The sequence below is a fragment of the Klebsiella sp. MISC125 genome (assembly GCF_051131775.1).
GTDB lineage: Bacteria > Pseudomonadota > Gammaproteobacteria > Enterobacterales > Enterobacteriaceae > Klebsiella.
In genome coordinates this window covers 473,563-499,943 of sequence record NZ_CP180448.1, presented here as the reverse complement: position 1 = coordinate 499,943, position 26,381 = coordinate 473,563, and the positions used below count along the sequence as shown (strand labels likewise).

Sequence of the window (26,381 nt, the reverse complement as noted above, 5' to 3'; positions counted from 1 at the left end):
ATAGTTTTAGATGTAATTGATACAAAGACCAAAAAGTCAATAGGTTGAATAGTATTTGAGAATTTACCGATTCCTGGATTTTAACGTTTTTGATAAGGTTGTATGCTGCTGTGCTACACAATGATTTTTCCCGTTTTTACATGACAGATGCCGATTGCGTACAGCTGGTTTACTTAAGTGTGAATGGCAACCAACGATACCAGTAAGAAAAGAATAACTATGATGGGATGGGCATGGGCACCTTTCTGATTTTTTTGACAGCTCTGCTAATCTGCGCGTTGCTTATAGGCTGGTGGTATCGATCGCATGCCAGACGCCGCCTTCCTCTGTTGCATGCCTTCAGTGACGCCGCGACGCGCAAGCTTTCTGATGAAGAGCGCAGCGCCGTAGAAAAATACCTCGAAGGCCTCAGCCGCAATCAGCAATTGCCAGCCTCAGGTGCCAGTATTGCACCGGTAAATATCGCGTTGAACGAACAGAGTGACACCGTTTTTACCGTTACTCGCGCAATTACTCGCTATGGCATCAACACTGACGACCTGAATAAATGGCGCTACTTCCTTGATTCAGTGGAAATTCATCTTCCTCCGTTCTGGGAACAACATATCAATGATGAAAACAGCGTTGAATTAATTCCAACCGATAGCCTGCCCCTGGTCATTGCCCTTAATGGCCAAACGCTGAGCGACTATCCGCAAGAATCTCTCGGGTTTGCTCTCGAACGCACCTCCGCAACCCAGGCATCGATTCGTGGGGAAGAGAGCGAACAGATTGAACTGCTAAGTATTCGTCCGGAAACATCGGAAGAACATGCGCTCAGCCGCCCCGACGGCCTTCGTGAAGCCGTTCTGATCGTTGCTGCTTTCCTGTTGTTTTATTGCAGTCTGATAAGCCCCGACGTGTTTTCCCCGTGGCTATTGGGCGGTGGTTTACTGCTGCTACTCGCCGGCGTCTGGGGTATCTACGCCCCACCACGCAAAACATCACTACGAGAAATTCACTGCCTGCGCGGTATGCCCAAGCGCTGGGGATTGTTTGGCGAAAATAACCAGGAGCATATCAACAATATCTCCCTCGGTATTATCGACCTGATCTATCCGCGCCACTGGCAACCGTGGATTACGCAAGATCTCGGCCAGCAAACGGATGTAGACATCTACCTCAGCCGTCACGTCGTTCGCCAGGGGCGTTTCCTGTCGCTGCATGATGAAGTTAAAAACTTCCCGCTTCAGTACTGGCTACGCAGCGCGATTATTGCCGCAGGAGCGCTGCTGGTGGTAGTGATGCTGTGGGTAAGCGTGCCGCTGAATATGCCCTTTAAGTTCACCCTGTCGTGGCTGAAAGGTGCGCAAACTATCGAAGCCACAACGGTTGCCCAACTGGATAAGTCGCAGGTCCGCATCGGCGATACGCTGCGCCTGAAAGGGACCGGCATGTGTAATATCCACACGCCAGGAAGCTGGACGGCAAAAGAGAACTCGCCGTTTATGCCCTTCGACTGTTCGCAAATCATCTGGAATGATGCGCCTCCCCTGCCGCTGCCGGAATCCGACATCGTCAGTAAGGCCAGCGCACTGATGCAAACCGTTCAACGCCAGCTCCATCCCGAGTCGAATGATGAATCTCGCGTTAGCCCGGCGCTGCGTTCCGCTATTCAGAAATCCGGGATGGTACTGCTCGACGACTTTGGCGATATCGTCATAAAAACAAGTGACCTGTGTTCAGCGAAAGACGACTGCGTTCGCCTGAAAAATGCGCTGGTTAACCTCGGCAACACGCGCAACTGGGAAACTCTGACCAAACGCGCCAATACGGGCAAGCTGGATGGCGTCAACGTGCTGCTACGCCCGGTAAGCGCAGAATCGCTGGAGAATCTGGTCACCACCTCCACCGCGCCGTTTGTCAGCCGGGAAACGTCACGTGCGGCCCAGGCGCTAAACAGTCCGGCCCCTGGTGGTTTTTTAATTGCCAGCGATGAAGGCAGCGACCTGGTGAATCAACCGTGGCCAACGACCGGGCTATACGATTACCCCGCTCACCAACAGTGGAACGAACTGCAGCGACTGGCGGGAATGCTGATGCACACGCCGTTCCATGCAGAAGGGATCGTCACCAATCTCTATACCGATGCCAACGGCACGCAGCATGTCAACCTGCACCGTATTCCCGACCGCACCGGTCTGTGGCGTTACCTGGGAACAACTTTACTGCTGCTGGCGATGCTGGGCTGTATGGGGTATCACGGTATCCTGGCAATTCGTCGCTACCAGCGTCACCGCCAGCGTCAGGAAGAGATCCAGAAGTATTACGAGAGCTGCCTGAATCCGGTTCTACTTTCCTCTCCAGACCCGCAAGATTAATTCTCAGCGCGACGCGGTGTGATACCCTGTCGCGCAATTCCCCCCTCGTTGGAGACTTACCATGCACTTTGATATCGCCTGGCAGGAGGTTGATACCGTTCTGCTGGATATGGACGGCACGCTTCTCGACCTCGCCTTCGACAACTATTTCTGGCAAAAACTGGTCCCGGAAACCTGGGGGGCGACGCAAGGCCTCAACCTGCAGGAAGCCAGAGAGGCGATGCACCAGGAATATCACGCAGTGCAACATACGCTAAACTGGTACTGCCTGGACTACTGGAGCGAGCGCCTGGGTTTGGATATTTGTGCGATGACCAGCGAGCAGGGGCCACGAGCCGCACTGCGTGATGATACCGTTCCGTTCCTTGATGCGCTTAAAGCCAGCGGCAAACGCCGTATTTTGCTGACTAACGCCCATCCACATAATCTGGCGGTAAAGCTGAAGCACACCGGGCTGGATGCGCACCTTGATTTATTACTTTCCACCCACACATTTGGTTATCCGAAAGAAGATCAGCGGTTGTGGCGTGCCGTTGCTGAGGAAACCGGCTTCAACGCGCGCAAAACGCTCTTTGTTGACGACAACGAGGCGATTCTGGATGCGGCCGAAGAGTTTGGCATTCGTTATTGCCTGGGCATAACCAACCCCGATTCCGGGCTGGCTGAAAAAAGCTACGCTCGCCATCCAGGGCTAAATGACTACCGGCATCTGATACCCTCACTGACCCCGCAGGAGAGGCCATGAAAGAAAAACCCGTCGAAGCCGTCAGGCTGGACAAATGGCTTTGGGCAGCCCGCATTTATAAAACCCGCGCTCTGGCACGCGAGATGATTGAAGGCGGCAAGGTGCACTACAACGGACAGCGCAGTAAACCGGGAAAAGTTGTCGAGCTGAACGCCTCCCTGACGCTACGCCAGGGCAATGACGAACGTATCATCGTGGTAAAAGGCATTACCGAACAGCGCAGACCTGCCAGCGAAGCCGTCGCACTCTATGAAGAGACGGCTGCGAGCATCGAGAAACGCGAGAAAATGGCGCTGGCGCGAAAAATGAACGCGCTAACCATGCCGCATCCCGACCGACGTCCGGATAAGAAAGAACGCCGCGACCTGATGAGATTTAAACACGGCGATAGTGAATAACTGTGGCCAGCAAGAGAGATTATTATGACTCAACACGATCAATTACATCGCTATCTGTTTGAAAACTATGCCGTACGCGGTGAGCTGGTAACAGTTTCAGAAACTTTAGAACAGATTCTGACAAACCATAGCTACCCGCAGCCGGTTAAAACCGTGCTGGCAGAACTGTTGGTTGCGACCAGCCTGCTGACCGCAACGCTGAAGTTTGCCGGTGATATTACCGTTCAGCTGCAGGGCGATGGCCCACTATCGCTGGCAGTGATTAACGGCAACAACCAACAGCAGATGCGCGGCGTGGCTCGCATGCAGGGCGAGATCCCGGAAGGGGCCGACCTGAAGACGATGGTGGGTAACGGATATCTGGTCATTACTATCTCTCCAGATGAAGGCGAGCGCTATCAGGGCGTAGTCGGTCTGGAAGGCGATACGCTGGCGGCTTGCCTGGAAGATTACTTCCAGCGTTCCGAGCAGTTGCCAACCCGGCTTATCATTCGTAGCGGCGAGCATGAAGGTAAGCCGATGGCGGGCGGTATGCTGCTGCAGGTTCTCCCGGCACAAGACGCACAGGCCGCAGACTTCGAACATCTCAGTACGCTGACCGAAACCATCAAAGCTGAAGAGTTGTTTACCCTGCCTGCGAACGATGTGCTATGGCGTCTGTACCACGAAGAAGAAGTGACCGTTTACGAGCCGCAGAGCGTAGAGTTCAAATGCACCTGCTCCTACGAACGCTGCGCGGGTGCGCTGAGAACGCTGCCAGATGAAGAGATCGACAGTATTCTGGCCGATGAAGGAGAAATCGACATGCACTGCGATTATTGCGGTAGCCATTATGTCTTCAATGCGATGGATATTGCCGAGATCCGCAATAACGCCTCACCGGCCGACCCGCAGATCCACTAATCGTTCATCTCGCCAGGAGTTTGGTTGAGGTTTTTCCTCCGCCGCTCCTGGCGTCAAGTTTTTTTTATCTGCGAGATGAATCGATTTCTCCTGAAAGTATTACGTAATTTTATTTCAGGTAAGCGATTACATTCACATTTCAATAGTTTTTTTAATTACTTTTTAACCATTAAGAAACATCTACCCCCACCAAAGCCCTATTTCCTGAGATAATCCCCCACGCTTCGTGACAGGAGTCACAACGTTTTTCGTAAGTATGCCGTTTGTCGAGATACGTAAATCTATGAGCCTGGTCGCGGTCTATACCCCGTAATAACCCCTACAATTTAAAGCAGTACATATTGGCTAAGGAGCAGTGACATGCGCGTTAATAATGGTTTAACCCCGCAGGATCTCAAGGCTTATGGTATCAATGACGTCCAGGATATCGTTCATAACCCCAGCTACGATACTTTGTATCAAGAAGAGCTAGCCCCCAATCTGGAAGGTTATGAACGAGGCGTATTAACCAATCTTGGTGCTATCGCCGTCGATACCGGTATTTTCACCGGCCGTTCTCCAAAAGATAAGTATATCGTTCGTGACGATACCACCCGCGATACCGTGTGGTGGTCTGACAAAGGCAAAGGCAAAAACGACAACAAACCGCTCTCTGAGGAAACGTGGCAGCACTTGAAGGGACTGGTTACCCGCCAGCTCTCCAACAAGCGTCTGTTTATCGTTGACGCTTTCTGCGGCGCAAATGCTGACACTCGCCTGAGCGTCCGCTTTATTACCGAGGTCGCCTGGCAGGCGCATTTCGTGAAGAATATGTTTATTCGCCCAAGCGATGAGGAACTGGCGACCTTCAAGCCAGATTTCATCGTGATGAACGGTGCAAAATGCACTAACCCGCAGTGGAAAGAGCAGGGACTCAACTCCGAAAACTTCGTCGCCTTCAATCTGACCGAACGCATTCAGCTGATTGGCGGGACCTGGTACGGTGGCGAAATGAAAAAAGGGATGTTCTCCATCATGAACTACCTGCTGCCGTTACAGGGCATCGCTTCCATGCACTGCTCCGCCAACGTTGGGGAAAAAGAGGATGTCGCCATCTTCTTCGGCCTTTCCGGCACCGGCAAAACAACGCTTTCCACCGACCCAAAACGTCGTCTGATTGGCGATGACGAACACGGCTGGGATGACGATGGGGTATTTAACTTCGAAGGCGGCTGCTACGCGAAGACGATTAAGCTTTCCGAAGCCGCAGAACCGGATATCTACCATGCAATTCGCCGCGATGCGCTGCTGGAGAACGTCGTAGTGCTGGCCGACGGCACGATCGATTTTAACGACGGTTCGAAGACCGAAAACACCCGCGTCTCTTATCCGATTAACCATATTGAGAACATCGTTAAGCCGATCTCCAAAGCGGGTCATGCTACCAAGGTTATCTTCCTGACCGCCGACGCGTTTGGCGTGCTGCCGCCGGTTTCTCGTCTGACCGCCGACCAGACTCAGTACCATTTCCTGTCTGGCTTCACCGCCAAACTGGCCGGTACCGAGCGCGGCGTCACCGAGCCGACGCCAACCTTCTCCGCCTGCTTCGGCGCAGCTTTCCTGTCGCTACACCCGACGCAATACGCAGAAGTGCTGGTCAAGCGCATGCAGGCTTCTGGCGCGCAGGCCTATCTGGTCAACACCGGCTGGAACGGCACCGGCAAACGTATCTCGATTAAAGATACCCGCGCCATTATCGATGCCATCCTCGACGGTTCGCTGGACGACGCGGAAACCTTCACTCTGCCGATGTTTGAGCTGCAAATCCCAACCGAACTGCCGGGCGTGGATACTCATATCCTTGACCCACGCAATACCTACGGTTCGCCAGAGCAGTGGCAGGAGAAGGCCGAGCAGTTAGCGAAGCTGTTCGTTGAGAACTTTGAGAAGTATACCGATACGCCAGCAGGCGCAGCGCTGGTTGCCGCAGGGCCGAAACGCTAAAGTGGTTCATCAGTAACAGAAAAGCCGGGAATCACTTCCCGGCTTTTTAATGCGCTTCAAACAGGTATCAGGCAGGCTTCTTCTTACTCGCCAACTTCCGCCGCTTATCCAAGTCCTTGATCAGCTTATTCACCTGCTCATCGGCAAACATTGCCTCCAGCGTGGTGGAAAGCTTGCGCCGCCAGTTTGGATACTCCGTACTGGTGCCCGGAATATTGACCGGCTCGGCCATCTCCAGCCAATCCTCCGGCTGCAGGCCCAACAGCGCGCTGTTGCTGTCGGCAATATAACGCTGCATCCCGCGATTGAGGGTCGACGTCATCGCCATCAGCGATGCTTTATGCCCGGTGCGTTTTGGCAGGCAACCATAGCGGTGCAGCGCATCCAGCAGCCCCTGCTTCGCCAGCTCGCGATCCTGATACAGCCCGCGCAGCACCACCTCATCCGGATACAGGCCCAGCGATTTACCCAGCGTCAGGTCGCCGCTTTCCCAGTAGCCGCGCAACGTTGGCAGGTCATGCGTCGTAGCCACAGCCATTGATTGCTCCGGATACGCCTTCGGCGCACGGAAAGTCTTCTCGTGGTCATTTTCGAAATAGAGCACTTTATAGGAGTAAACACCGCTTTTGCGCAGCTTACCGACGATCTCAACCGGCACGGTACCCAGATCTTCACCGATCACCATACAGCGATGACGCTTACTCTCCAGCGCCAGAATCGACAACAGGTCATCCACTGGATACTGCACGTAAGCGCCGTGATCGGCGGTTTCACCGTAAGGGATCCACCACAGACGCAGCACCGACATGACATGATCGATGCGCAGCGCACCGCAGTTTTGCATATTAGCGCGCAGCAGTTCGATAAACGGCTCATAGGCGCGCGCCACGATGATATGCGGATCCATCGGCGGCAGGCCCCAATTCTGCCCCAGCGGGCCAAGAATATCCGGCGGCGCGCCGACGGAGGCTTTCAGGCAGTACAGCTCACGGTCGCACCAGGTTTCCGCCCCGCCTTCCGCAACGCCCACCGCCAGGTCGCGATACAGCCCAATCGGCATGGCGTCGTTTTGGCTGGTGTGCCAACAGGCGGCAAATTGGGTATAGGCGAGCCACTGCAGCCACAGGTAAAAATTCACCTCATCGGCATGCTCGGTACAGAACGTCTTAACTTCCGGGCTATTGGTGTCCTGATAAGCCTTAGGCCAGGCCGGCCAGCCCCAGCGCATCGGATCCTGCTTAACCTGCCAGGCGTGCAGCGCGTCAAACGCCGCCTGCCAGTACAGACTTTCACCCTCGCGCGTCACAAACTGGCGAAACTCAGCTGTTGCTTCATCATTGCGCGCGGAGAAACCTTTCCACGCCATGCGCAGCGCGGTGATTTTCAACGCGGTCACGGCGCTATAGTCGACGTCATCGGTCTCACGCGCAGCCAGTAACGCCCGCTGCGTAGCCGGTGATTGCCACCATTTCTGCGCCTCTTTGCTCTGACGGAAATCCTCTACTGCATTAACATCAATATAGATAACATTGAGCCAGCGGCGTGAAGAGGGGCTGTACGGGCTGGCGCTCTCCGGGTTAGCCGGATAGAGCGCGTGAATCGGGTTGAGGCCGATAAACGAACCGCCGCGACGGGCGATTTCCGGCAGCATAACGCGTAAATCGCCGAAATCACCAATTCCCCAGTTTTTCTCCGAGCGCAGCGTATAAAGCTGCACGCAGGTACCCCACAGCTTCTTGCCATCCTTCAGCGCCTGCGGCTCGTAGCAGCGCACGGGCGCGACGATAGCCCGGCAGTGCCAGCGATCGCCGTCCTGAGTCAGCGTCAGCGTGTGATACCCTTCCGGCAGCCTTGCTGGCAGCGGCAGCGTTTCACCGCCGCGCACCTGGCCTTGATACTGTTTGCCATCTTCAGTGGTGAGGATCCAGTGGAACTCACCCTGACCAGCCACCGGCAAAGACATCTTTTTGCCGTGGGTAAACACCTGCACCACAGGAAGCGGGTTAACCGCCACCTTCGTGGCGATTGTTGTACGATGCATCGCATCAAGCAGGCGCTGCTTGGTGGTTGCCGCGATCGACTGCGGCTTACCATGGGCGTTGATATAGCTTGGGCTGATTCCCGCCGCCAGGGCAGCGTTATCAAGGCGTTTAGTCTCCATAGGCCTGTCCTTAGCGTTTTGCCTGCCAGATACGTTGCTGATAATCGCGAATGGAGCGGTCAGAGCTGAACATGCCGCAGCGCGCAGTATTCAGAATCGTCGCCCGAGTCCAGGCCTCCTGGTCGCGATACAGCTCATCAACCTGCTTCTGCGCCGCCACGTAGGCTTCGAAATCTGCCAGCACCAGGTACGGGTCACCCCCTTTCAGCAGGCTATGCAGCATCTGGTCGAAAGCATGCTTATCGCCATCGCTATATTTGCCGCTTTCCAGCTCCTTGAGCACCGCATCCAGCAGCTTGTCTTTCTTACGCCATTTCAGCGGATCGTAACCTTTGGCCTTCAGGGCTTTCACTTCTTCCACGGTATGACCGAAGATAAAGATGTTTTCTTCCCCTACCTGCTCAGCGATTTCAACGTTCGCGCCGTCCAGAGTTCCGACGGTCAGCGCACCGTTCAGCGCCAGTTTCATATTGCCGGTACCGGAGGCTTCTTTGCCCGCCGTAGAAATCTGCTCGGAGATATCCGCCGCCGGAATCAGCATTTCCGCCGCCGACACGCAGTAATCCGGCAGGAACACGACCTTCAGCTTATCGCCAACCAGCGGATCGTTATTGATCGCTTCAGCAACTTTGTTGATCGCCCAGATAATATTCTTCGCCAGATAATAGCCTGGCGCCGCCTTCGCGCCGAACAGGAACACGCGCGGTACGCGGTCTGCCTGCGGATTTTCACGAATTTCTTTGTACTGCGCGAGGATATTCAGCAGGTTGAGGTGCTGACGTTTGTACTCGTGCAAACGTTTGATCTGAATATCGAAAATCGCCTGCGGGTTAATCTCAATCCCGGTACGCAGCTTCACAAACTCCGCCAGGCGAACCTTGTTGGCCAGCTTAATGTCGCGGTACGTCTGACGGAACTTCGCATCGTCAGCGTATTTTTCGAGGTTAATCAGCTGGTCGAGGTCGTTGGCCCACTCTTTCTTCAGCGTCTTATCCAGCAGCGCGGCCAGAGCCGGGTTGCACTGTTTGATCCAGCGGCGCGGAGTAATACCGTTGGTGACGTTATGGAATTTATTCGGCCACAACTGGTGATATTCCGGGAACAGGTCTTTCACCACCAGGTCGGAGTGCAGCGCAGCAACGCCGTTAACCGCAAAGCCGCTCACCACGCACATGTTCGCCATACGAACCTGTTTGTCATGCACTACCGCCAGCTTCGCCCAAACCTGTTTGTCGCCCGGCCAGGTTTTATCCACCAGCTTTTTAAAGCGGTCGTTAATTTCTTTGATGATCTGCATATGACGCGGCAACAGCGCTTTCACCAGCTTCTCATCCCAGCACTCCAGCGCTTCCGGCATCAGGGTGTGGTTGGTATAGGCGAAGGTTTTACTGGTAATCGCCCAGGCGTCGTCCCAGCTCAGCTGATGCTCGTCGATCAGCACGCGCAACAGTTCCGGGATCGCAATCGTCGGGTGAGTATCGTTCAACTGGATGACTTCGTAATCCGCCAGCTCCGCCAGCTTACGACCCGCCAGATGATGGCGACGCAGGATATCGGCAACCGAACAGGCGCACTGGAAGTACTGCTGCATCAGACGCAGTTTTTTACCCGCCTGATGGTTATCGTTCGGATAGAGGACTTTCGTCAGTTTTTCCGCGTCGATACCCTGCTGCTCAGCACGCAGGAAATCGCCGTCATTGAATTTGGTCAGGTTAAACGGATGCGCGTGTTTGGCCTGCCACAGACGCAGCGGTTGCGCGACGTTGTTGCGATAGCCCAGCACCGGCAGATCCCAGGCTTCTCCAGTAATCACGAATGCCGGTACCCATTCGCCGCCTTTGGTGACTTTACCGCCGAGTCCAACCTGCACATCCAGCGCTTCATTGTGGCGGAACCACGGGTAGCTGCTACGTCCCCAATCATCCGGCGCTTCCATCTGCTGACCATCGGCAAAAGATTGACGGAACAGGCCGTATTGATAGTTCAGGCCGTAACCGGTCGCCGACTGGCCGACGGTCGCCATAGAATCGAGGAAACATGCCGCCAGACGGCCTAACCCACCATTACCTAAACCTGGATCGATCTCCTCTTCCAGCAGGTCGGTCAGGTTGACGTCATGCGTCTGAAGCTCATCACTCACCCCTTGATACCAGCCAAGGTTGAGCAAATTGTTGCCGGTCAGACGACCAATCAGAAACTCCATGGAGATGTAGTTTACATGGCGCTGCCCTTCGGCCGGTTTCACGACCGGTTGAGCCGACAACAGCTCGGCTAGCGCGCCGCTCACGGCACGCCACCATTGGCGCTGAGTCATCTCACAAGCGGACTGTAATCCAAAATGCTGCCACTGACGCGTCAGTGCAGCCTGAAACTGAGCTTTGTTAAAAGTAGTCTGTGACATAAGAAATCCGGGTCCTTTACTAAAACAGTTAGCGTTAGTGTGCCGACCTCCCGGAGTCACGTCCTCATCCCGCCAGGGATTAGCCGGGGAGGAGTAGCAGGGATGAGCGAAAAGTGTGATATTGGGCACTATTACGTTAGCTTACTGGCGAAATTATGCTGGAAAATTCGCCACATCGGAACAACAATTCTCCCGCTACCTGCCGCATGAAAATGTGTTACAAGCCAAGATGAGAAAAGTAAGCAAAATGCCGCTTTGTAAATATTGAGAAATAAAAGTAAATATCGTGGGAATAAGCGGACTTTAATACAGAAATAACTCAAAAGGGTGACTTATAAGAATTCACTGAGAATAATTTAATAAAAACAAACAACTACTAGTATTGTAAAAAAAGATTAGCTTATTGTGCCTAAAAATCCCGCAAACCCAGTAACCGCGCACGCTGTCACCCTTTTATATGAATTTCACTCTATGTCAAAATTTGTGACATAGAGCAAATTCAAGAGCATAAAACTCGGACATAACTTGCAATAAAATTCATTATGGCCGACCTTATTAGATATTAATTACGAAGCGCAAAAAAATTCGCAATTCCTCCCTTGCACAGCGAAATGTAGAACTATGTTGATTCCGTCTAAATTAAGTCGTCCGGTCCGCCTTGAACACACCGTGGTTCGTGAGCGATTACTGGCGAAACTTTCCGGCGCGAACAATTATCGTCTCGCGTTGGTAACCAGCCCGGCTGGATACGGTAAGACCACGCTCGTTTCTCAATGGGCGGCGGGGAAAAATGACCTTGGCTGGTTTTCGCTGGATGAAGGCGATAACCAACAGGAGCGTTTTGCCAGCTATCTGATCGCCGCCATTCAGCAGGCCACCGGCGGCCACTGCGCGGCCAGCGAAACCATGGTGCAAAAACGCCAGTACGCCAGTCTGCCCTCCCTCTTCGCGCAGCTCTTTATCGAGCTTGCCGACTGGCAGCGCCCATTATTCCTGGTGATCGATGATTACCATCTGATCAGCAATCCGGTTATTCATGATGCGATGCGCTTCTTCCTTCGTCATCAACCGGAAAATATGACCCTGGTGGTGCTGTCGCGTAACCTGCCGCAGCTCGGTATTGCCAACCTGCGCGTACGCGATCAGTTGCTTGAAATTGGTAGCCAGCAGTTGGCCTTCACTCATCAGGAAGCCAAACAATTTTTCGACTGTCGTCTCAGCTCGCCAATCGAGGCCGACGACAGTAAAAGGCTGTGCGACGATGTCGCCGGTTGGGCCACCGCGCTCCAACTCATCGCCCTCTCCGCCCGTCAGAACAATACCTCCGCTCATCATTCCGCTCGCCGTCTTGCCGGTATCAACGCCAGCCATCTTTCCGACTATCTGGTCGATGAAGTGCTGGATAATGTCGATCCGCGAACGCGTAACTTCCTGCTGAAAAGCTCGCTGCTGCGTTCAATGAACGATGCGCTGATCGTCCGCGTGACCGGCGAAGAGAACGGTCAGATGCAACTGGAAGAGATTGAGCGTCAGGGGCTATTCCTGCAGCGGATGGACGATTCCGGCGAGTGGTTCCGCTACCACCCGCTATTCGGCAACTTCCTGCGTCAGCGCTGCCAGTGGGAACTGGCGGTTGAACTGCCGGAAATTCATCGTGCTGCCGCCGAAAGCTGGATGGCGCAAGGCTTCCCGAGCGAAGCCATTCACCATGCCCTGGCGGCGGGTGATGCAAAAATGCTGCGCGATATTCTGCTTAATCACGCGTGGGGCATGTTTAACCACAGCGAGCTGGGTTTGCTGGAGCAGTCTCTGGCGGCGCTGCCATGGTCAAACCTGCTAGAAAATCCGCGTTTGATTCTCTTACAGGCCTGGCTGATGCAGAGCCAGCACCGCTATAGCGAAGTGAATACCCTGCTGGCCCGCGCCGAGCAGGAGATGGATGCGGAAATGGATACCGCCATGCACGGCGACTTCAACGCTCTGCGCGCCCAGGTGGCGATTAACGCCGGCGACCAGGAAGAAGCCGAGCGCCTGGCAATGGTGGCCCTCGACGAACTGCCGCTAGCCAGCTACTACAGCCGCATCGTTGCCACCTCGGTACATGGTGAAGTGTTGCACTGCAAAGGCCAGTTGAGTAAATCGCTGGCAGTGATGCAGCAAACCGAACAGATGGCCCGCCGCCATGACGTCTGGCATTACGCGTTATGGAGCATGATCCAACAAAGCGAAATTCTCTTTGCTCAGGGGTTTCTGCAGGCTGCCTGGGAAATTCAGGAAAAAGCCTTCCAGCTCATCCGCGAACAGCACCTCGAACAGTTGCCGATGCATGAATTCCTGCTGCGCATTCGTTCCCAACTGCTGTGGGCGTGGGCGCGGCTGGATGAAGCGGAAACCTCCGCGCGTAACGGCATGGCGGTGCTTTCAACTTATCAACCGCAGCAGCAGCTACAGTGTCTGACGCTAATGGTGCAGTGCTCGCTGGCGCGCGGTGACCTGGATAACGCGCGTAGTCATTTGAATCGTCTGGAAAACCTGCTTGGCAACGGTCATTACCATAGTGACTGGGTATCCAATGCCGACAAAGTCCGGGTGATTTACTGGCAGATGATTGGCGACAAAGCCGCTGCGGCAAACTGGCTACGCCAGACGCCAAAACCGGAGTTCGCCAATAACCACTTCCTACAGAGCCAGTGGCGGAACATCGCCCGCGCGCAGATCCTGCTCGGTGATTTCGATTCCGCCGAAATGGTACTTGAAGAGTTAAATGAGAATGCCCGTTCGTTGCGTCTGATGAGCGATTTGAACCGCAACCTGCTGCTGCTCAACCAGCTCTACTGGCAAGCAGGGCGTAAAAGCGAAGCGCAGAAAGCCCTACTGGAAGCGCTCACCCTCGCCAACCGCACCGGGTTCATTAACCACTTTGTGATTGAAGGCGAAGCGATGGCACAGCAGCTACGCCAGCTGATTCAGCTCAACACGCTGCCGGAGCTGGAACAGCATCGTGCTCAGCGCATTTTACGTGATATTAACCAGCATCATCGCCACAAATTCGCCCACTTTGACGAAGGTTTCGTTGAACGCTTGCTGAACCATCCGGAAGTCCCGGAACTGATCCGCACCAGCCCGCTGACCCAGCGCGAATGGCAGGTGCTGGGGCTAATCTACTCCGGCTACAGCAACGAGCAGATAGCCGGTGAACTGGACGTCGCGGCGACCACCATCAAAACCCACATTCGCAACTTGTATCAGAAGCTTGGCGTGGCGCACCGCCAGGATGCCGTACAGCATGCCCAGCGATTGCTCAAAATGATGGGGTATGGGGTTTAAGATCCTCGGAAAATTATTAAAATGCTAACGCATCGTCATATAGCCGAAAATGCCAGCGAAACAGTCCCCTCGCCCCTTTGGGGAGAGGGTTAGGGTGAGGGGAGAGGGAGAAAATCATCCCCGACTTTTTTGTTTCTGGAGATCCCTCAAAGTTTAACCCCGTACCTGAATAAGATAGCCGCCGTCGAGCGGCTCGCAGCTAAACCTCACCGGTAAAAACCGTTCGACCACCGCGATATTCGTCAGCAGATGCGCTGACGTTTTCGCCACGGTAAACGCGCCTTCTCCCGCCAGCGCTAGCGGTAAAATCAGCTGGTCAGCCAGATATTCCCCCACCGCCGCCGGGCTTGCGAGATAGCGTTTTGCCTCCGATGCCAGCTGGTGCGAGACCTTTTCCGCGCTCACGCCTTTGGTGCCAAAGGCGATAAACAGCTCCGTCAGATGCACGCTCTCAACGGTCAGCGACAGCGTATTTCCAGGTCCGGCACCACCTTCCAGCACCCGAACTTTCTTATCCGTCAGCGGAAACCAGGCTTCCAGCGCCATCACTTCACGCTCGCCAACGTGGTAAGGAACTGCCGCCAGCAGGGCTTCGGCGTGAATACTCACCGTTTCACCCCGCGATATCAGTTGCAACCCGCTCAACGCCTTAACCGGCTCGACTTCTGTCGTCACTGCGCCGCCGCCTGCCGGATAAAAGCCATGTTTTATCAGGGTGGTGCGCTGGTTTATCCCCATCTTCATCAGCAGTGGTTCCCAGACGCGGCAAATAAAATCCGCGCTGGGAGCGGCCTGATTGTGAGTTCCGCCATGCACCTCAATACGTGCGCCAGCGTCGGCAAACCACAGCGCTGGAAGCACGGTTTGCAGCACCAGCATGCAGCTACCTGCGCTACCGATAGCAAATTTATACTCCCCGCCGCGAACCCGTCCCGGAGCAAAGCGTAACCGCTGCGAGCCCAGTTCATCGCCGCTGACCTCGGCACCACAGATTTCCTTCGCCGCCAACACCGCCGTTAAATGCTGGCGCAGAAGACCCGGCTTAGCCCGCCCGGCGCGAATGCCGGTAATCTCAAACGGCTGGCCGGTTATCATCGACAGACTCAGCGCCGAGCGCAAAATCTGCCCGCCACCTTCTCCCTGCGCGCCGTCCAGCGCGATAGTCCTTTCCATTTTGTTATCCCTTAACGCACACCACCTGACGCAGCGTATGCACAATTTCCACCAGATCGGATTGCGCGGCCATCACCGCATCAATGTCCTTATAGGCCATCGGAATCTCGTCTATGACATCCGCATCCTTACGACATTCTACATGCGCGGTGGCGCGAATCTGATCGTCGACGCTAAACAGTTTTTTCGCTTTGGTTCGGCTCATCACCCGTCCGGCGCCGTGGCTGCACGAGCAGAACGACTCTTCGTTACCCAGGCCGCGCACAATAAAGCTTTTCGCCCCCATGGAACCCGGAATGATCCCGTACTGCCCCTTCTGCGCGGATACCGCGCCTTTACGGGTCACGAAGACCTCTTCACCAAAGTGCTGCTCTTGTTGCACATAGTTATGGTGGCAGTTAATCGCCTCCATGTTGAGCGTAATGGGTTTATCCACGCATTTCTGTAGCGCCGCCAGCGTATTTTCCATCATCGCAGCACGGTTCAGGCTGGCGAACATCTGCGCCCAGCTCACCGCTCGCAGATAATCGTCAAAGTATTCAGTACCTTCATCAAAATACGCCAGATCGCGGGACGGCAGTGTTTCCAGTTGATCCTGCATCTCCTGCTGCGCCAGGCCGATAAAATACGTACCGATGGCATTACCTATTCCACGTGAACCGGAGTGCAGCATAATCCACACCTGATCGGCCTCATCCAGGCAAATTTCAATAAAGTGGTTACCGGTTCCCAACGTTCCCAGATGCTTATGGTTATTGGTGTTCAAAAAACGCGGATATTTTTGCGTTAACCACTGATATCCCGCCTCCAGCTGCGCCCATTTCTCATCCACGTTGACCGGAGGGTTTTCCCATGCGCCAACGTCACGACGGCTACGCGTATTGGAACGACCGTGCGGCACGGCGGTTTCAATTGCCTGACGCAGCACCGGAAGATCGGGGAGATCCGCCGCCGTTAAGCTAGTACGCAGCGCGTTCATTCCACAACCGATATCCACGCCCACCGCGGCCGGGATAATCGCCCCTTTGGTCGGGATCACGCTACCGATGGTCGATCCTTTACCCAAGTGCACATCCGGCATCACGGCAATATGTTTGAAAATAAACGGCATTTTTGCCGTATTGATCAGCTGCTGACGAGCATCGTCTTCTACCGGCACGCCTTTAGTCCACATTTTTACCGGTGCATTCTGGGTAGTCATTAATTCGTAATTCATTGTCTTTTCTCATTTTATTAATAGGGTGGCGACAAGTTTTGGAGAATCTTAACTCCAGTTTTACCGGAGCCGCAGGGATTGAACCTGCTAGCGGCATTACCTCCGCGTTACCTGTAGATCCTCCGGCATTCGCCAAAACAGGGTGGCACGACAAGTAAAGGTGGATCGGCCTGCTCTACCACTGAGCTACAGAGTCGGACTCCGGCAGGATTCGAACCTGCGACCTGGATCAGCAAAGGATGTAGATCCACCGGCATTCGTGCCTTCAGCGTTGCGCTAAAACTGCACGCCGCGCCGAATACTCTTTACAGCACCACAGACTCGATCTCTTCCAGCCAGTGCGCACTGCCGTAGCGACCGTTAACAAAGTTATCAATCACCGTAAATACCTCGTCGCTAAAACCGCCGACGTTTAAAATATCGCCCCGCTCCATTGCCTGGGTGGTGCCGTAAGGCAGCAGGTCGATGCACACCAGGCACGCCAGCGGGTTACGTTTTTTCAGCGCCGCCCAGCACTCCATGGTAGCCGTCGAGCCGTGGCGCGACTTATCCATCCAGGATTCGTTATCCGACACCATAATCACCAGATCCACTCGTGCCCGTTCGGCCAGCAGCTTGCGCAGTGGCGCGGAGCAGTTGGTGCCGCCGCCGCCGATCGCCGCCAGCTTCTGCGCGTTGTGCATCACCGACTGCTTAGCATCAAGCGCGACGTTCACCACATCGCATTCAAACGGCAGCACGCGGGCCTGCGGGTGGTTACGCAGTACGGCGGCGGCAATCAGCCCGGCGACGTCCACGCAGCGAATTTTGCTGGTCGCCCCCTGGCGATGGCCAGTTACCGGTGAACGCATCGACCCGGACACGTCCGGGCAAACCACTACGTTGCCGCGAAACTGTGGCACGTTCTCCAGCGCATATTCCATTGCCTGCTCTAAGGCCTCGCCAATCGCCTGCGGCACGCTGCTTTGCAGATTGCTCCACGCCGCCAGCAGCTGGTAAGGATAGACCCAGGACTGACGCACCTGCGCCCTGTCCGCCAGCCGCTTCGCCACGCTGGCGGCAAGCGTTGCATCCTCAAACACGCCGTGACGCGCCAGGGTATTCAAATTCATCCGCAGCGTTTGCCAGCTCATCCGCTGAGCCAGCAGTGCCCACTGTTCAGTACTTAGCGGCGAGTGAGTCAGTAGTAAAAACGGTACATCCGGTAAGGCCGCGCCTTCACGGCCTTCGCGAAACGCCAGCAGCGCCTGTGTTTTCTCCGGCAACTGCGCTTTGTCGCACGGCTTGCCAATTAGCCAGGCAAAGAAAGCGTCGTGCCACGGAGCCTGTGGACGCGGGTGCACCATCTTCACGATATCCGCCAGCGATGGCGAGTTGCCTACCGAAGCCTGCAATAAGCGCTCTTCGCTGGCCTCCTGCAGCCAATGCTGAACCAGCTTCTTCGGCCGCGTGCCCAGCGAGCGCCGACCGGTGACGCCGCTGCGCAATATCTGTACGAAGTTACGCAGCATCCGGCCATTGTTGATAACCCGCGCAAACACCACCGGCAGCAGCGCCGAACCGCGCGCCGCCAGAAGCGCGGTCAGCAACGCAGGCATATCTTTCATCATTCCCCGCTCGCGGCCATAAATCGCCAGCTTCGCGAGAAACAGATCGTCCAGGTCTTTCGCTATCTCCAGAACATCACTGAGCTGTGCCTGAGCACTGGCATAAAAGGTCTCGTTCATGCAGCCGGTCATCACCATCTGCGCCAGCTTATGGCGCGGGGTGAAGGCAAAAGCCGCTGCACGTTCGTGGTTTAGCCCATTTGCCTGCGGCGCGTCCCGTAAAAGTGAACGGAACAAAAGTGGATTAGCCATGTGTTTTCCCATTTCCGTTATTCTCCATGCCATGACTATTGCAACCACCGTGCCAGATTTTAAAAATAATTATATTTTATTGATTTTTATGAATTAATTACTTCCCTCTTCGTTTTAACGAAAAAAACCGCTGCGCGGCAGAAGCCAAAAGACGATAATCAAATATCGTCTTTTATAAGGAAATCTAAGATGCGCAAAACGGTAGCCTTCGGTTTTGTCGGTACGGTATTGGATTATGTTGGCCGCGGCAGCCAGCGCTGGGAAAAATGGCGACCAACCTTAAGCCTGTGCCAGCAGGAAACGTTAGTCGTCCATCGCCTGGAGCTGCTGTATGACGCGCGTTCGCGGGGGCTGTTTGAAACCTTAAAACAGGATATCGCCAGCGTATCGCCGGAAACGGAAGTCATTGGCGTCGAGATAGTCATCCGCAATCCATGGGACTTCGAAGAGGTTTACGCCTGCCTGCATGATTTTGCCCGCAGCCACAGGTTCCATCCTGAAGATGAAGACTATCTGATTCACATCACTACCGGCACCCACGTCGCCCAGATCTGCTGGTTTTTACTGGCTGAAGCACGCTATCTCCCGGCGCGGTTAGCCCAGACCTCACCACCGCGTAAGAAAGATAAGCCGCATAGCACGGGCGAAGTGACGATCATCGACCTCGATCTCAGTCGTTACAACGATATCGCCAGCCGCTTCGCCCAGGAACGCGAAGAGACGCTTAACTTCCTGAAATCAGGCATTGAGACCCGCAATCCGCATTTCAATCGCATGATTGAGCATATTGAGCGCGTCGCCATCCGCTCCCGTTCACCCATGTTGCTTAACGGCCCGACCGGCGCGGGCAAATCATTTTTGGCCCGCCGCATCTATGAATTGAAGCTGGCACGCCATCAGTTTAGCGGCGCGTTTGTTGAGGTGAACTGCGCGACTCTGCGTGGCGATACCGCAATGTCGACGCTGTTTGGTCATGTCAAAGGGGCGTTTACCGGCGCGCGGGAAGAGCGTGCCGGTCTGCTACGCAGCGCGAACGGTGGGATGCTTTTTCTCGATGAGATTGGCGAACTGGGGGCAGATGAACAAGCGATGCTGCTCAAAGCTATTGAAGAAAAGCGCTTTTATCCCTTCGGCAGCGACCAGCAGGTGAGCAGTGATTTTCAGCTTATCGCCGGTACCGTGCGCGATTTACGCCAATTGGTTGCCCAGGGTAAATTCCGCGAGGATCTGTATGCGCGTATCAATCTGTGGACGTTTGAACTGCCGGGTCTGCGCCAGCGGCAGGAAGATATCGAGCCGAACCTCGATTATGAAATTGAGCGTCATGCCACGCTGACTGGCGATAGCGTGCGCTTCAACACCGAAGCGCGTCGCGCCTGGCTGGCCTTCGCCACCTCACCGCAGGCGGCGTGGAGCGGCAACTTCCGCGAGCTTTCCGCCAGCGTCACCCGTATGGCAACCCTGGCGGACAACGGTCGCATCACGGTAAACACGGTAGAAGATGAGATTGAGCGCCTGCGCTACAGCTGGAATGACAAACGCCCCTCAGTGCTCGATGCGCTATTAGGGGCGGAGGCGGAAAATCTGGACCTGTTCGACCGACTGCATCTGCAAAACGTCATTGTCGTATGTCAGCAGGCAAAAACCATTTCCGATGCCGGACGCCAGCTCTTTAACGTCTCACGCCTCGGTAAAGCCACCATCAACGATGCAGACCGGCTGCGAAAATATCTCGCGCGCTTTGGCCTGACCTGGGAAACGCTGAAGAATCAGCACAGCTCCAGTTGAAGGTTGTTGTCGGTTATCACTTTCAGCACGCCAGCTGGCGGCATCACGTCGGTGTAGACTGCATCGACCATGCTAATGCTGCCCATATTGACCATCGCGTTACGGCCAAATTTAGAATGGTCAACAACCAGCATCACGTGACGCGAGTTTTCAATAATCGCCCGTTTAGTGCGCACTTCGTGGTAGTCAAACTCGAGCAGCGAGCCATCGCTGTCAATGCCGCTGATGCCGAGAATGCCGAAATCAAGGCGGAACTGGGAGATAAAGTCCAGGGTCGCTTCGCCGATAATACCACCATCGCGGCTGCGCAGTTCGCCGCCCGCCAGAATAATGCGGAAATCCTCTTTCACCATCAGCGTATTAGCGACGTTGAGGTTATTGGTGACGATGCGCAGGTCGTTATGGTTCAACAACGCGTGGGCCACCGCTTCAGGCGTGGTGCCGATATCGATAAACAGCGTCGCGCCGTCAGGGATTTCACTCGCCACCTTGCGGGCAATACGCTCTTTCTCCTGGGTTTGGGTCGACTTCCTGTCGTGCCAGGAAGCGTTCACCGAACTGGAAGGCAGCGCCGCGCCGCCGTGGTGGCGCAAGATCATTTTTTGTTCGGCTAAATCATTCAGATCGCGACGAATGGTCTGCGGGCTGACGGCAAACTGCTCAACCAGCTCTTCAGTACTGACGTATCCCTGTTTTTTTACCAGCTCGATAATCGCGTCATGACGTTGTGTTTGTTTCATGAAATATCCCTGGGAGTCTCTACGTTCGCTTTCGCACATTCTGCGTATCAACAAACGCCATCGCCAGCCCGGTCGCCAGACCAGCCACGTGGGCACCGTTCGCGATCGACATGCCGAAAACGTCAAACCAGCCAGCAATTAACCATACTAAAGAGAAGAGTATCAAGCCGCGCTGCAAAAAAATGCCGCTTTGCGGATCGCGTTCGCCGCGTAGCCAGACATAGCCCATCAGCGCATAGACCACACCCGATAAGCCACCAAACCACGGACCGCTAAACTGATGTTGAACAAAGCCGCTCAGCAGGGCGCTGATCACGGTAATCACCACCAGCTTTCCGCTGCCGATGCGCTTCTCCACCGCTCCGCCGAGGTACCACCACCATAGCAGGTTAAACAGAATGTGCATCAGCGAGAAATGCATGAAAGCGTGAGTAAAGTAACGCCAGACTTCAAATTTCAGCGAAGGATCGTAGGGCCAGGCCAGCAGCAACATAACCGGCTGATCGCCAAGAACCGTTTGCAGCACAAACACTACAATACAGGCGAATAAAATCCCCCATGTAAACGGCCCGGCGTTGTGGCGAAGCGTCGCTAAAAAGGGGAAACGCTGATAGTGCAGGCCGCTGTTGGTGTGCCCCGACTGCCAGCTGGCGGCCAGATAGCGCGGATCGGCAGGGTTTTCCAGAAAGCGGGCCAGCTCGGCATGAACCCGCCCGGCCTGGCTCTCATCAGCAAGCCAGACATCGCTCTGCGTATGCTGCTGGATAGTCAGAATAATCCCCTGCGTCGCCATATAGTCGACAAACGCCTGGGCCACGCGAGGGTTGGCAAAAGAGGTAATCATTAACATGCAGCGGATCGCTTATTCCACACAAAGGGGGATATTATAGCCATAACCTGCGCTAACGCCTAAAGCGCGCCATGCGCTACTTCCGCCGGAAAATGCCGATGCCAGGCATCAAATCCGCCATCCACGCTGTACACCTTGTCGTAGCCCTGCTGGAGCAGATACTGCGCGGCGCCTTTACTGCTATTGCCGTGATAACACATCACCATAACGACCGTCTCAAAGTCGTTATCGCGCATAAACGCACCCAGCGTATCGTTGGTCAGATGAAAAGAGCCCGGCGTATGCCCCATCGCGTAGCTCTGCGGGTCGCGAATATCCACCAGCACCGCCGTCTGCTGATGCATTTTCTGGTGGGCTTCTTCTACGTTAATACATTCAAAGTGATCCATATGCTCTCTTCTCTATATAGGCAGGCGGCTGATAAGCGCTCGCGATTTTACCGTCTAGTGTACAGCCAGGCGGTAAATAAACGCCAATATGTTACACACATCACTCTGAAATGTTTTTTTGATGTTACCAATGGCGCGATTGTTTGCTATATTGAGCGATATCGAACATTTGTGAACTTAAACGAAAGTGTAAGAGGTAGCGAGCGTGGAAACCAAAGATCTGATTGTGATAGGAGGAGGCATCAACGGTGCCGGTATCGCGGCAGACGCCGCAGGGCGTGGTTTATCCGTGCTGATGCTGGAGGCAAACGACCTGGCCTGCGCCACGTCCAGCGCCAGCTCAAAACTGATTCACGGCGGGCTGCGCTACCTTGAACACTACGAATTCCGCCTGGTGAGCGAAGCGCTGGCCGAGCGTGAAGTGTTGTTAAAAATGGCTCCGCATATCGCTTTCCCGATGCGCTTTCGTTTACCGCATCGCCCGCACCTGCGCCCGGCCTGGATGATCCGCATCGGTCTGTTTATGTACGATCATCTGGGCAAACGCACCAGTTTGCCCAGCTCAACTGGATTGCGTTTTGGCTCGGAATCGGTACTTAAACCTGAAATCGTGCGCGGTTTCGAATATTCCGACTGCTGGGTTGATGATGCGCGTCTGGTGCTGGCCAATGCCCAAATGGTCGTGCGTAAAGGTGGGGAAGTGCGTACGCGTACCCGCGCTATTTCCGCAAAGCGCGAGAATGGTTTGTGGATTGTTGAAGCGGAAGATATTGATAGCGGCGAGAAGTTCAGCTGGCAGGCGCGCGGTCTGGTGAATGCCACCGGTCCGTGGGTCAAACAATTCTTCGACGACGGTATGCATCTACCATCGCCCTATGGCATCCGCCTGATTAAGGGTAGCCATATTGTCGTGCCGCGCGTGCATACCCAGAAGCAGGCCTACATTCTGCAAAACGAAGATAAACGCATCGTGTTTGTGATCCCGTGGATGGACGAATTCTCAATAATCGGTACCACCGACGTTGAGTACAACGGCGATCCGAAAGCCGTGGCGATCGATGACAAAGAGATCAACTACCTGCTGAACGTCTATAACGCGCATTTTAAAAAGACGCTCTCTCGCGATGATATCGTCTGGACTTACTCCGGCGTCCGTCCGCTGTGCGATGACGAATCCGACTCACCGCAGGCGATCACCCGCGATTACACTCTCGATATTCATGATGAGAACGGGCAGGCTCCGCTGCTGTCAGTGTTTGGCGGCAAGCTCACCACCTATCGTAAGCTGGCCGAACACGCGCTAGAGAAACTGACGCCTTACTACAAAGGCATCGGCCCGGCATGGACCAAAACCGCCGTTCTGCCCGGTGGCGATATCGGTAGCGACCGTGATGATTATGCGGCAAAGCTGCGCCGTCGCTTCTCATTTGTCAGCGAGTCAATGGCGCGCCACTACACCCGAACCTACGGCAGCAATAGCGAGTGGATCCTTGGTGAAGCCACGTCACTTGCCGATCTCGGCGAAGATTTTGGTCACGAGTTTTACGAAGCGGAACTTAAATACCTGGTCGAACATGAATGGGTACGAACCCTGGACGATGCGATATGGCGGCGAACCAAGCAGGGAATGTGGCTAACGGCCGAGCAGCAGGCTCGCATCAGCGAATGGCTGGTGCAGCACGTGGGAAAGTCTGAGCTGTCGCTGGCGTCGTAGAGCCGACGGGGGGTGACGAACCGGTTCTGGTTCGTCGCCTATTGTGCCGCATTCTTGTCAGGTGGCGGCTAACGCCTTACCTGACCTACGAGAACCGCATACGGCATCGGGCCAAAGCGTAGTAGAGAAAAAAAACGGAAGCTGCGTTGTGCGCTGTTTCCCGGAGGCGATGCTGCGCATCTGTCCGGGCTACCAGCCCGCAGACGGCAATGACCCCGTAGGCCCGCGCAAGCGAAGCGCCGCCGGGCAATTCCTGAAGCACGTACTTTGTTAGTAATCTGAGGCTGCCCAAGTTTTCTCCTTCTTTAGCTTTGCCATAAACCCTCGTGCATGGCGCACAGACACTCATCAATCATCCAGCTATCAATATCTAAAGAAGAGCCAGCATAATACTGAGACTGCTTCATCGGCACTTCAATCGCCTGCCCGGCGCGTTCAATCAGCAGTGGTCGTGCGTGCTTTGCCCAGGCGCTGATTTGCCGGGCAATAGATTCATCCTCACTATCGCCTTCAGTAAGCGTGCTACGGTATGTGCAAAGAAGCCTGGCCAGCGACACGGTTGCCCAGTAGTCCGCCTCTTCCAGTACCGTATCCAGCAGGGACTCGATATTCAGTCCGCCAAACCAGAACAGCTCCAGTATTAAATACAGATCCACCGCGTCGCCTGGTAATAGCCAGTCGCGCATAAACTGCTGACCGAAATGCAGTAAAAACAACCGTTCATCGGCCCTCCAGCGCCGTATATCCGTTTCTCCAACACGCCGCAGGCAGATCCCCGCATATATGCCGGGAAATTCCCGCTGAGCAATCAGCTCTAACAAACGCGGCAATAAATAACGGATTTCGTCGCTATCCTGCGGCTCCGGGTTACTGCTGCTATTCCAGGCCATCATTAACTCAAAGGGAACGGCGCGTATTGAGATTTCACGCAGCGCTCGCTGCTGTTCCGCGCTGAAACAGTAATGGCAACAAACGTTAAAATGAGCAGGTACTCGGTAGCGGCGAAAAAGATGATAGCCTTGTTCAATCAGATCGTTCATCGCGGCGCTGGGTTGCATATAAACCTCTCTCTATTTCGACAAAAAGCCGCTGCATACGGGCTCATCATTAGTGATACGGTAGCGCTCCACGCCTGTTTTCGTGATAAAGAATGGCTTTTCCTGCGCTTCGTGGTTCCAGATCGTTTTTCCCGCTTTGCACCAGCTTTTATGAGAAGCGTCGATGAACTGAACGCCACTCACCTCGCCCAACGTGGCTTCAAAACGGGTGCGCTCATCGTCGCCCGTCACGTCAAAATCAGCATAAAAAAGATTAAGATCCAGGTTCGTGGTTATCACTATTTCGCTGGCGGAAGGCGGGAAGAACGACGGCAGCCAGGTCCAGACCCCGGATTGCTCCGGTATGGCGGCGTAGTCAGGGAAATGGCTTTCCACGCGATCGTCACAGGCGGTCAGCGCGATCGCTATTATCAGCACTAAGCCCAACCTCATCGTACCGACAACCGGTATTTTTCGAACGGGCAATACTGAAAGCTCGCATTGGCGGCATTGAGCCGGATAAAAACGTCACGCGGCAAATGAAATCCGGGCCGGGTACACGACTCATGACATGTCGTACAACCTTCATCACCACAGCTTTCAGCCTGATAATATCGGGCATATAGCGTCAGCTCCGACTGCTTTTTCCTGAATAACCGCAGGCTATTATCGTTGTGGTATTTCAAGGCATCTTTAAATACCTGAAAGATGAAAACATCTGCCACGTTGGCGTATTCTCTAAGCGCACGAATTGCGATAACGCTTCGCTGGTGATGAAAACCCAGCGCGGAAAACGCTATCGTGAAATCATCGTGAGTTTCACGCTCACAGGTATGCGTTGGCACATTTTCAATATAAGGATCGAAGTCCAGCGCCGCGCCGCAGTCGCTAATACGGCTAATCGTATCGGGATCCAGAGAAAAACCCGGCCAGATACCGCTGGATATTAAGCCAATTCCTAACACCACATCGTAGACATGCAGCGCTTCCAGCCCTTGCGCCCCAATAAATTTCTCGCTTTCATCGAGAACCTGATTAATCAGCTCCGCCACAATATCTTTATGCCAGACGGTGGACTCACATCGCGCAATTTGGATATCAGCGCCGCTGGCAGGATCAATGCCCGCCAGCTGTATATATAATTTAACCTCTTCCATTATTCTGCCACCGGATATAGCGGCACATAACCCAAATTCTGCGCCATCGCCTGCCCCTGTGGGCTGATAAACCAGTCCACCAAAGTTTGCGTTTCCGCCGTTGGGTTTTCGCGGGTGATGATATAAAGCGTCCCGACTGGCGGCTGCTTTTGCGTTTTGCTCCTCGCCAGAATCCCCCGC

At 54.6% G+C, this 26,381-nt stretch carries 19 protein-coding genes and 1 pseudogene; 8 read left to right on the top strand and 12 right to left on the bottom strand.

Annotated features, from left to right (window positions below):
- The first annotated feature begins 233 nt into the window (after nt 1-233).
- The 5 genes from ACMYSL_RS02250 (at nt 234) to pckA (ending at nt 6,389) form a co-directional block, all read left to right on the top strand.
- Entirely contained in the window at nt 234-2,360 is a 2,127-nt protein-coding gene (locus tag ACMYSL_RS02250) for an intracellular growth attenuator family protein (protein WP_434661283.1), read from the top strand.
- Between the two features lie 61 nt (nt 2,361-2,421).
- A complete protein-coding gene (gene yrfG / locus ACMYSL_RS02245) occupies nt 2,422-3,105 on the top strand; it encodes a GMP/IMP nucleotidase (RefSeq protein WP_181484640.1) in 684 nt (227 codons plus the stop codon).
- Nucleotides 3,102-3,503: a ribosome-associated heat shock protein Hsp15 gene (gene hslR, locus ACMYSL_RS02240; protein WP_112214779.1), complete on the top strand. Its 402-nt coding sequence runs from the start codon at nt 3,102-3,104 to the stop codon at nt 3,501-3,503. The genes yrfG and hslR overlap by 4 nt, the downstream gene beginning before the upstream one ends.
- 18 nt (nt 3,504-3,521) lie before the next feature.
- Nucleotides 3,522-4,406, top strand: coding sequence for an Hsp33 family molecular chaperone HslO (hslO, locus tag ACMYSL_RS02235; protein WP_181486320.1), 885 nt, complete (start codon nt 3,522-3,524; stop codon nt 4,404-4,406).
- Between the two features lie 360 nt (nt 4,407-4,766).
- Nucleotides 4,767-6,389, top strand: a complete 1,623-nt coding sequence (gene pckA, locus ACMYSL_RS02230) for a phosphoenolpyruvate carboxykinase (ATP) (protein WP_181484639.1) — start codon at nt 4,767-4,769, stop codon at nt 6,387-6,389.
- 67 nt (nt 6,390-6,456) lie between these two features.
- Here the strand turns inward: pckA and malQ are convergent, their stop codons facing one another.
- Together malQ and malP are read right to left on the bottom strand one after the other, a co-directional pair.
- On the bottom strand, nt 6,457-8,550 hold the full coding sequence (malQ, locus tag ACMYSL_RS02225; RefSeq protein WP_182235138.1) for a 4-alpha-glucanotransferase: 2,094 nt from the start codon (nt 8,548-8,550) through the stop codon (nt 6,457-6,459).
- A gap of 10 nt (nt 8,551-8,560) precedes the next feature.
- Complete coding sequence (malP, locus tag ACMYSL_RS02220) at nt 8,561-10,951, bottom strand: maltodextrin phosphorylase (protein ID WP_182235139.1); 2,391 nt, start codon at nt 10,949-10,951, stop codon at nt 8,561-8,563.
- 621 nt (nt 10,952-11,572) lie between these two features.
- On the opposite strand from malP, the gene malT reads away from it, so the two are divergent.
- The gene (malT, locus tag ACMYSL_RS02215) at nt 11,573-14,278 is read left to right on the top strand and encodes an HTH-type transcriptional regulator MalT (protein WP_182235140.1); all 2,706 of its coding nucleotides are present in this window, start codon (nt 11,573-11,575) and stop codon (nt 14,276-14,278) included.
- A 153-nt stretch (nt 14,279-14,431) separates the two neighbouring features.
- On the opposite strand, the gene rtcA is transcribed toward malT, so the two are convergent.
- The 3 genes from rtcA to ACMYSL_RS02200 form a co-directional block, all read right to left on the bottom strand.
- Entirely contained in the window at nt 14,432-15,451 is a 1,020-nt protein-coding gene (rtcA, locus tag ACMYSL_RS02210) for an RNA 3'-terminal phosphate cyclase (protein ID WP_434661282.1), read from the bottom strand.
- 4 nt (nt 15,452-15,455) lie between these two features.
- Nucleotides 15,456-16,667 (bottom strand): RNA-splicing ligase RtcB, encoded by a 1,212-nt coding sequence (gene rtcB, locus ACMYSL_RS02205; protein WP_434661281.1) that lies wholly within the window; start codon nt 16,665-16,667, stop codon nt 15,456-15,458.
- Between the two features lie 305 nt (nt 16,668-16,972).
- Nucleotides 16,973-18,526, bottom strand: a complete 1,554-nt coding sequence (locus tag ACMYSL_RS02200; RefSeq protein ID WP_434661280.1) for a vWA domain-containing protein — start codon at nt 18,524-18,526, stop codon at nt 16,973-16,975.
- A 189-nt stretch (nt 18,527-18,715) separates the two neighbouring features.
- Between ACMYSL_RS02200 and rtcR the strand changes: the two genes are divergently transcribed.
- A complete protein-coding gene (gene rtcR / locus ACMYSL_RS02195; protein WP_434661279.1) occupies nt 18,716-20,314 on the top strand; it encodes an RNA repair transcriptional activator RtcR in 1,599 nt (532 codons plus the stop codon).
- Here rtcR and ACMYSL_RS02190 read toward each other — a convergent pair.
- Genes ACMYSL_RS02190 through glpE form a run of 3 tightly spaced genes read right to left on the bottom strand, consistent with a single transcriptional unit; the run spans nt 20,296 to nt 22,293 of the window.
- The gene (locus ACMYSL_RS02190; protein ID WP_110274938.1) at nt 20,296-21,054 is read right to left on the bottom strand and encodes a DeoR/GlpR family transcriptional regulator; all 759 of its coding nucleotides are present in this window, start codon (nt 21,052-21,054) and stop codon (nt 20,296-20,298) included. The genes rtcR and ACMYSL_RS02190 overlap by 19 nt on opposite strands.
- A gap of 19 nt (nt 21,055-21,073) precedes the next feature.
- Nucleotides 21,074-21,904 carry a rhomboid family intramembrane serine protease GlpG gene (glpG, locus tag ACMYSL_RS02185; RefSeq protein WP_434661278.1) on the bottom strand — a complete coding sequence of 277 codons (831 nt, stop codon included), beginning with the start codon at nt 21,902-21,904 and terminating at the stop codon, nt 21,074-21,076.
- A 59-nt stretch (nt 21,905-21,963) separates the two neighbouring features.
- Entirely contained in the window at nt 21,964-22,293 is a 330-nt protein-coding gene (gene glpE, locus ACMYSL_RS02180; protein WP_434661277.1) for a thiosulfate sulfurtransferase GlpE, read from the bottom strand.
- Nucleotides 22,294-22,498: 205 nt separating this feature from the next.
- On the opposite strand from glpE, the gene glpD reads away from it, so the two are divergent.
- On the top strand, nt 22,499-24,007 hold the full coding sequence (glpD, locus tag ACMYSL_RS02175; protein WP_434661276.1) for a glycerol-3-phosphate dehydrogenase: 1,509 nt from the start codon (nt 22,499-22,501) through the stop codon (nt 24,005-24,007).
- A 305-nt stretch (nt 24,008-24,312) separates the two neighbouring features.
- Here the strand turns inward: glpD and ACMYSL_RS02170 are convergent, their stop codons facing one another.
- The 4 genes and pseudogenes from ACMYSL_RS02170 to ACMYSL_RS02155 form a co-directional block, all read right to left on the bottom strand.
- Complete coding sequence (locus ACMYSL_RS02170; protein WP_434661275.1) at nt 24,313-25,065, bottom strand: hypothetical protein; 753 nt, start codon at nt 25,063-25,065, stop codon at nt 24,313-24,315.
- A gap of 12 nt (nt 25,066-25,077) precedes the next feature.
- Nucleotides 25,078-25,497: a hypothetical protein gene (locus ACMYSL_RS02165; RefSeq protein ID WP_434661274.1), complete on the bottom strand. Its 420-nt coding sequence runs from the start codon at nt 25,495-25,497 to the stop codon at nt 25,078-25,080.
- Nucleotides 25,494-26,201 (bottom strand): hypothetical protein, encoded by a 708-nt coding sequence (locus ACMYSL_RS02160; protein WP_434661273.1) that lies wholly within the window; start codon nt 26,199-26,201, stop codon nt 25,494-25,496. Before ACMYSL_RS02160 ends, ACMYSL_RS02165 begins: the two co-directional genes overlap by 4 nt.
- Nucleotides 26,201-26,329, bottom strand: a pseudogene (locus ACMYSL_RS02155) (PstS family phosphate ABC transporter substrate-binding protein); the annotation flags it as partial. The pseudogene ACMYSL_RS02155 and the gene ACMYSL_RS02160, both read right to left, overlap by 1 nt.
- Between the last annotated feature and the right edge of the window lie 52 nt (nt 26,330-26,381).

Bases quoted from the DNA above. Each gene is read 5' to 3' on its own strand.
- yrfG (WP_181484640.1), top strand. From the start codon at position 2,422: ATGCACTTTGATATCGCCTGGCAGGAGGTTGATACCGTTCTGCTGGAT.
- rtcR (WP_434661279.1), top strand. From the start codon at position 18,716: ATGCGCAAAACGGTAGCCTTCGGTTTTGTCGGTACGGTATTGGATTAT.
- hslR (WP_112214779.1), top strand. From the start codon at position 3,102: ATGAAAGAAAAACCCGTCGAAGCCGTCAGGCTGGACAAATGGCTTTGG.
- rtcA (WP_434661282.1), bottom strand. From the start codon at position 15,451: ATGGAAAGGACTATCGCGCTGGACGGCGCGCAGGGAGAAGGTGGCGGG.
- ACMYSL_RS02165 (WP_434661274.1), bottom strand. From the start codon at position 25,497: ATGAGGTTGGGCTTAGTGCTGATAATAGCGATCGCGCTGACCGCCTGT.
- rtcB (WP_434661281.1), bottom strand. From the start codon at position 16,667: ATGAATTACGAATTAATGACTACCCAGAATGCACCGGTAAAAATGTGG.
- malT (WP_182235140.1), top strand. From the start codon at position 11,573: ATGTTGATTCCGTCTAAATTAAGTCGTCCGGTCCGCCTTGAACACACC.
- ACMYSL_RS02190 (WP_110274938.1), bottom strand. From the start codon at position 21,054: ATGAAACAAACACAACGTCATGACGCGATTATCGAGCTGGTAAAAAAA.
- malP (WP_182235139.1), bottom strand. From the start codon at position 10,951: ATGTCACAGACTACTTTTAACAAAGCTCAGTTTCAGGCTGCACTGACG.
- pckA (WP_181484639.1), top strand. From the start codon at position 4,767: ATGCGCGTTAATAATGGTTTAACCCCGCAGGATCTCAAGGCTTATGGT.
- glpG (WP_434661278.1), bottom strand. From the start codon at position 21,904: ATGTTAATGATTACCTCTTTTGCCAACCCTCGCGTGGCCCAGGCGTTT.
- ACMYSL_RS02170 (WP_434661275.1), bottom strand. From the start codon at position 25,065: ATGCAACCCAGCGCCGCGATGAACGATCTGATTGAACAAGGCTATCAT.
- ACMYSL_RS02200 (WP_434661280.1), bottom strand. From the start codon at position 18,526: ATGGCTAATCCACTTTTGTTCCGTTCACTTTTACGGGACGCGCCGCAG.
- ACMYSL_RS02160 (WP_434661273.1), bottom strand. From the start codon at position 26,201: ATGGAAGAGGTTAAATTATATATACAGCTGGCGGGCATTGATCCTGCC.
- glpE (WP_434661277.1), bottom strand. From the start codon at position 22,293: ATGGATCACTTTGAATGTATTAACGTAGAAGAAGCCCACCAGAAAATG.
- malQ (WP_182235138.1), bottom strand. From the start codon at position 8,550: ATGGAGACTAAACGCCTTGATAACGCTGCCCTGGCGGCGGGAATCAGC.
- ACMYSL_RS02250 (WP_434661283.1), top strand. From the start codon at position 234: ATGGGCACCTTTCTGATTTTTTTGACAGCTCTGCTAATCTGCGCGTTG.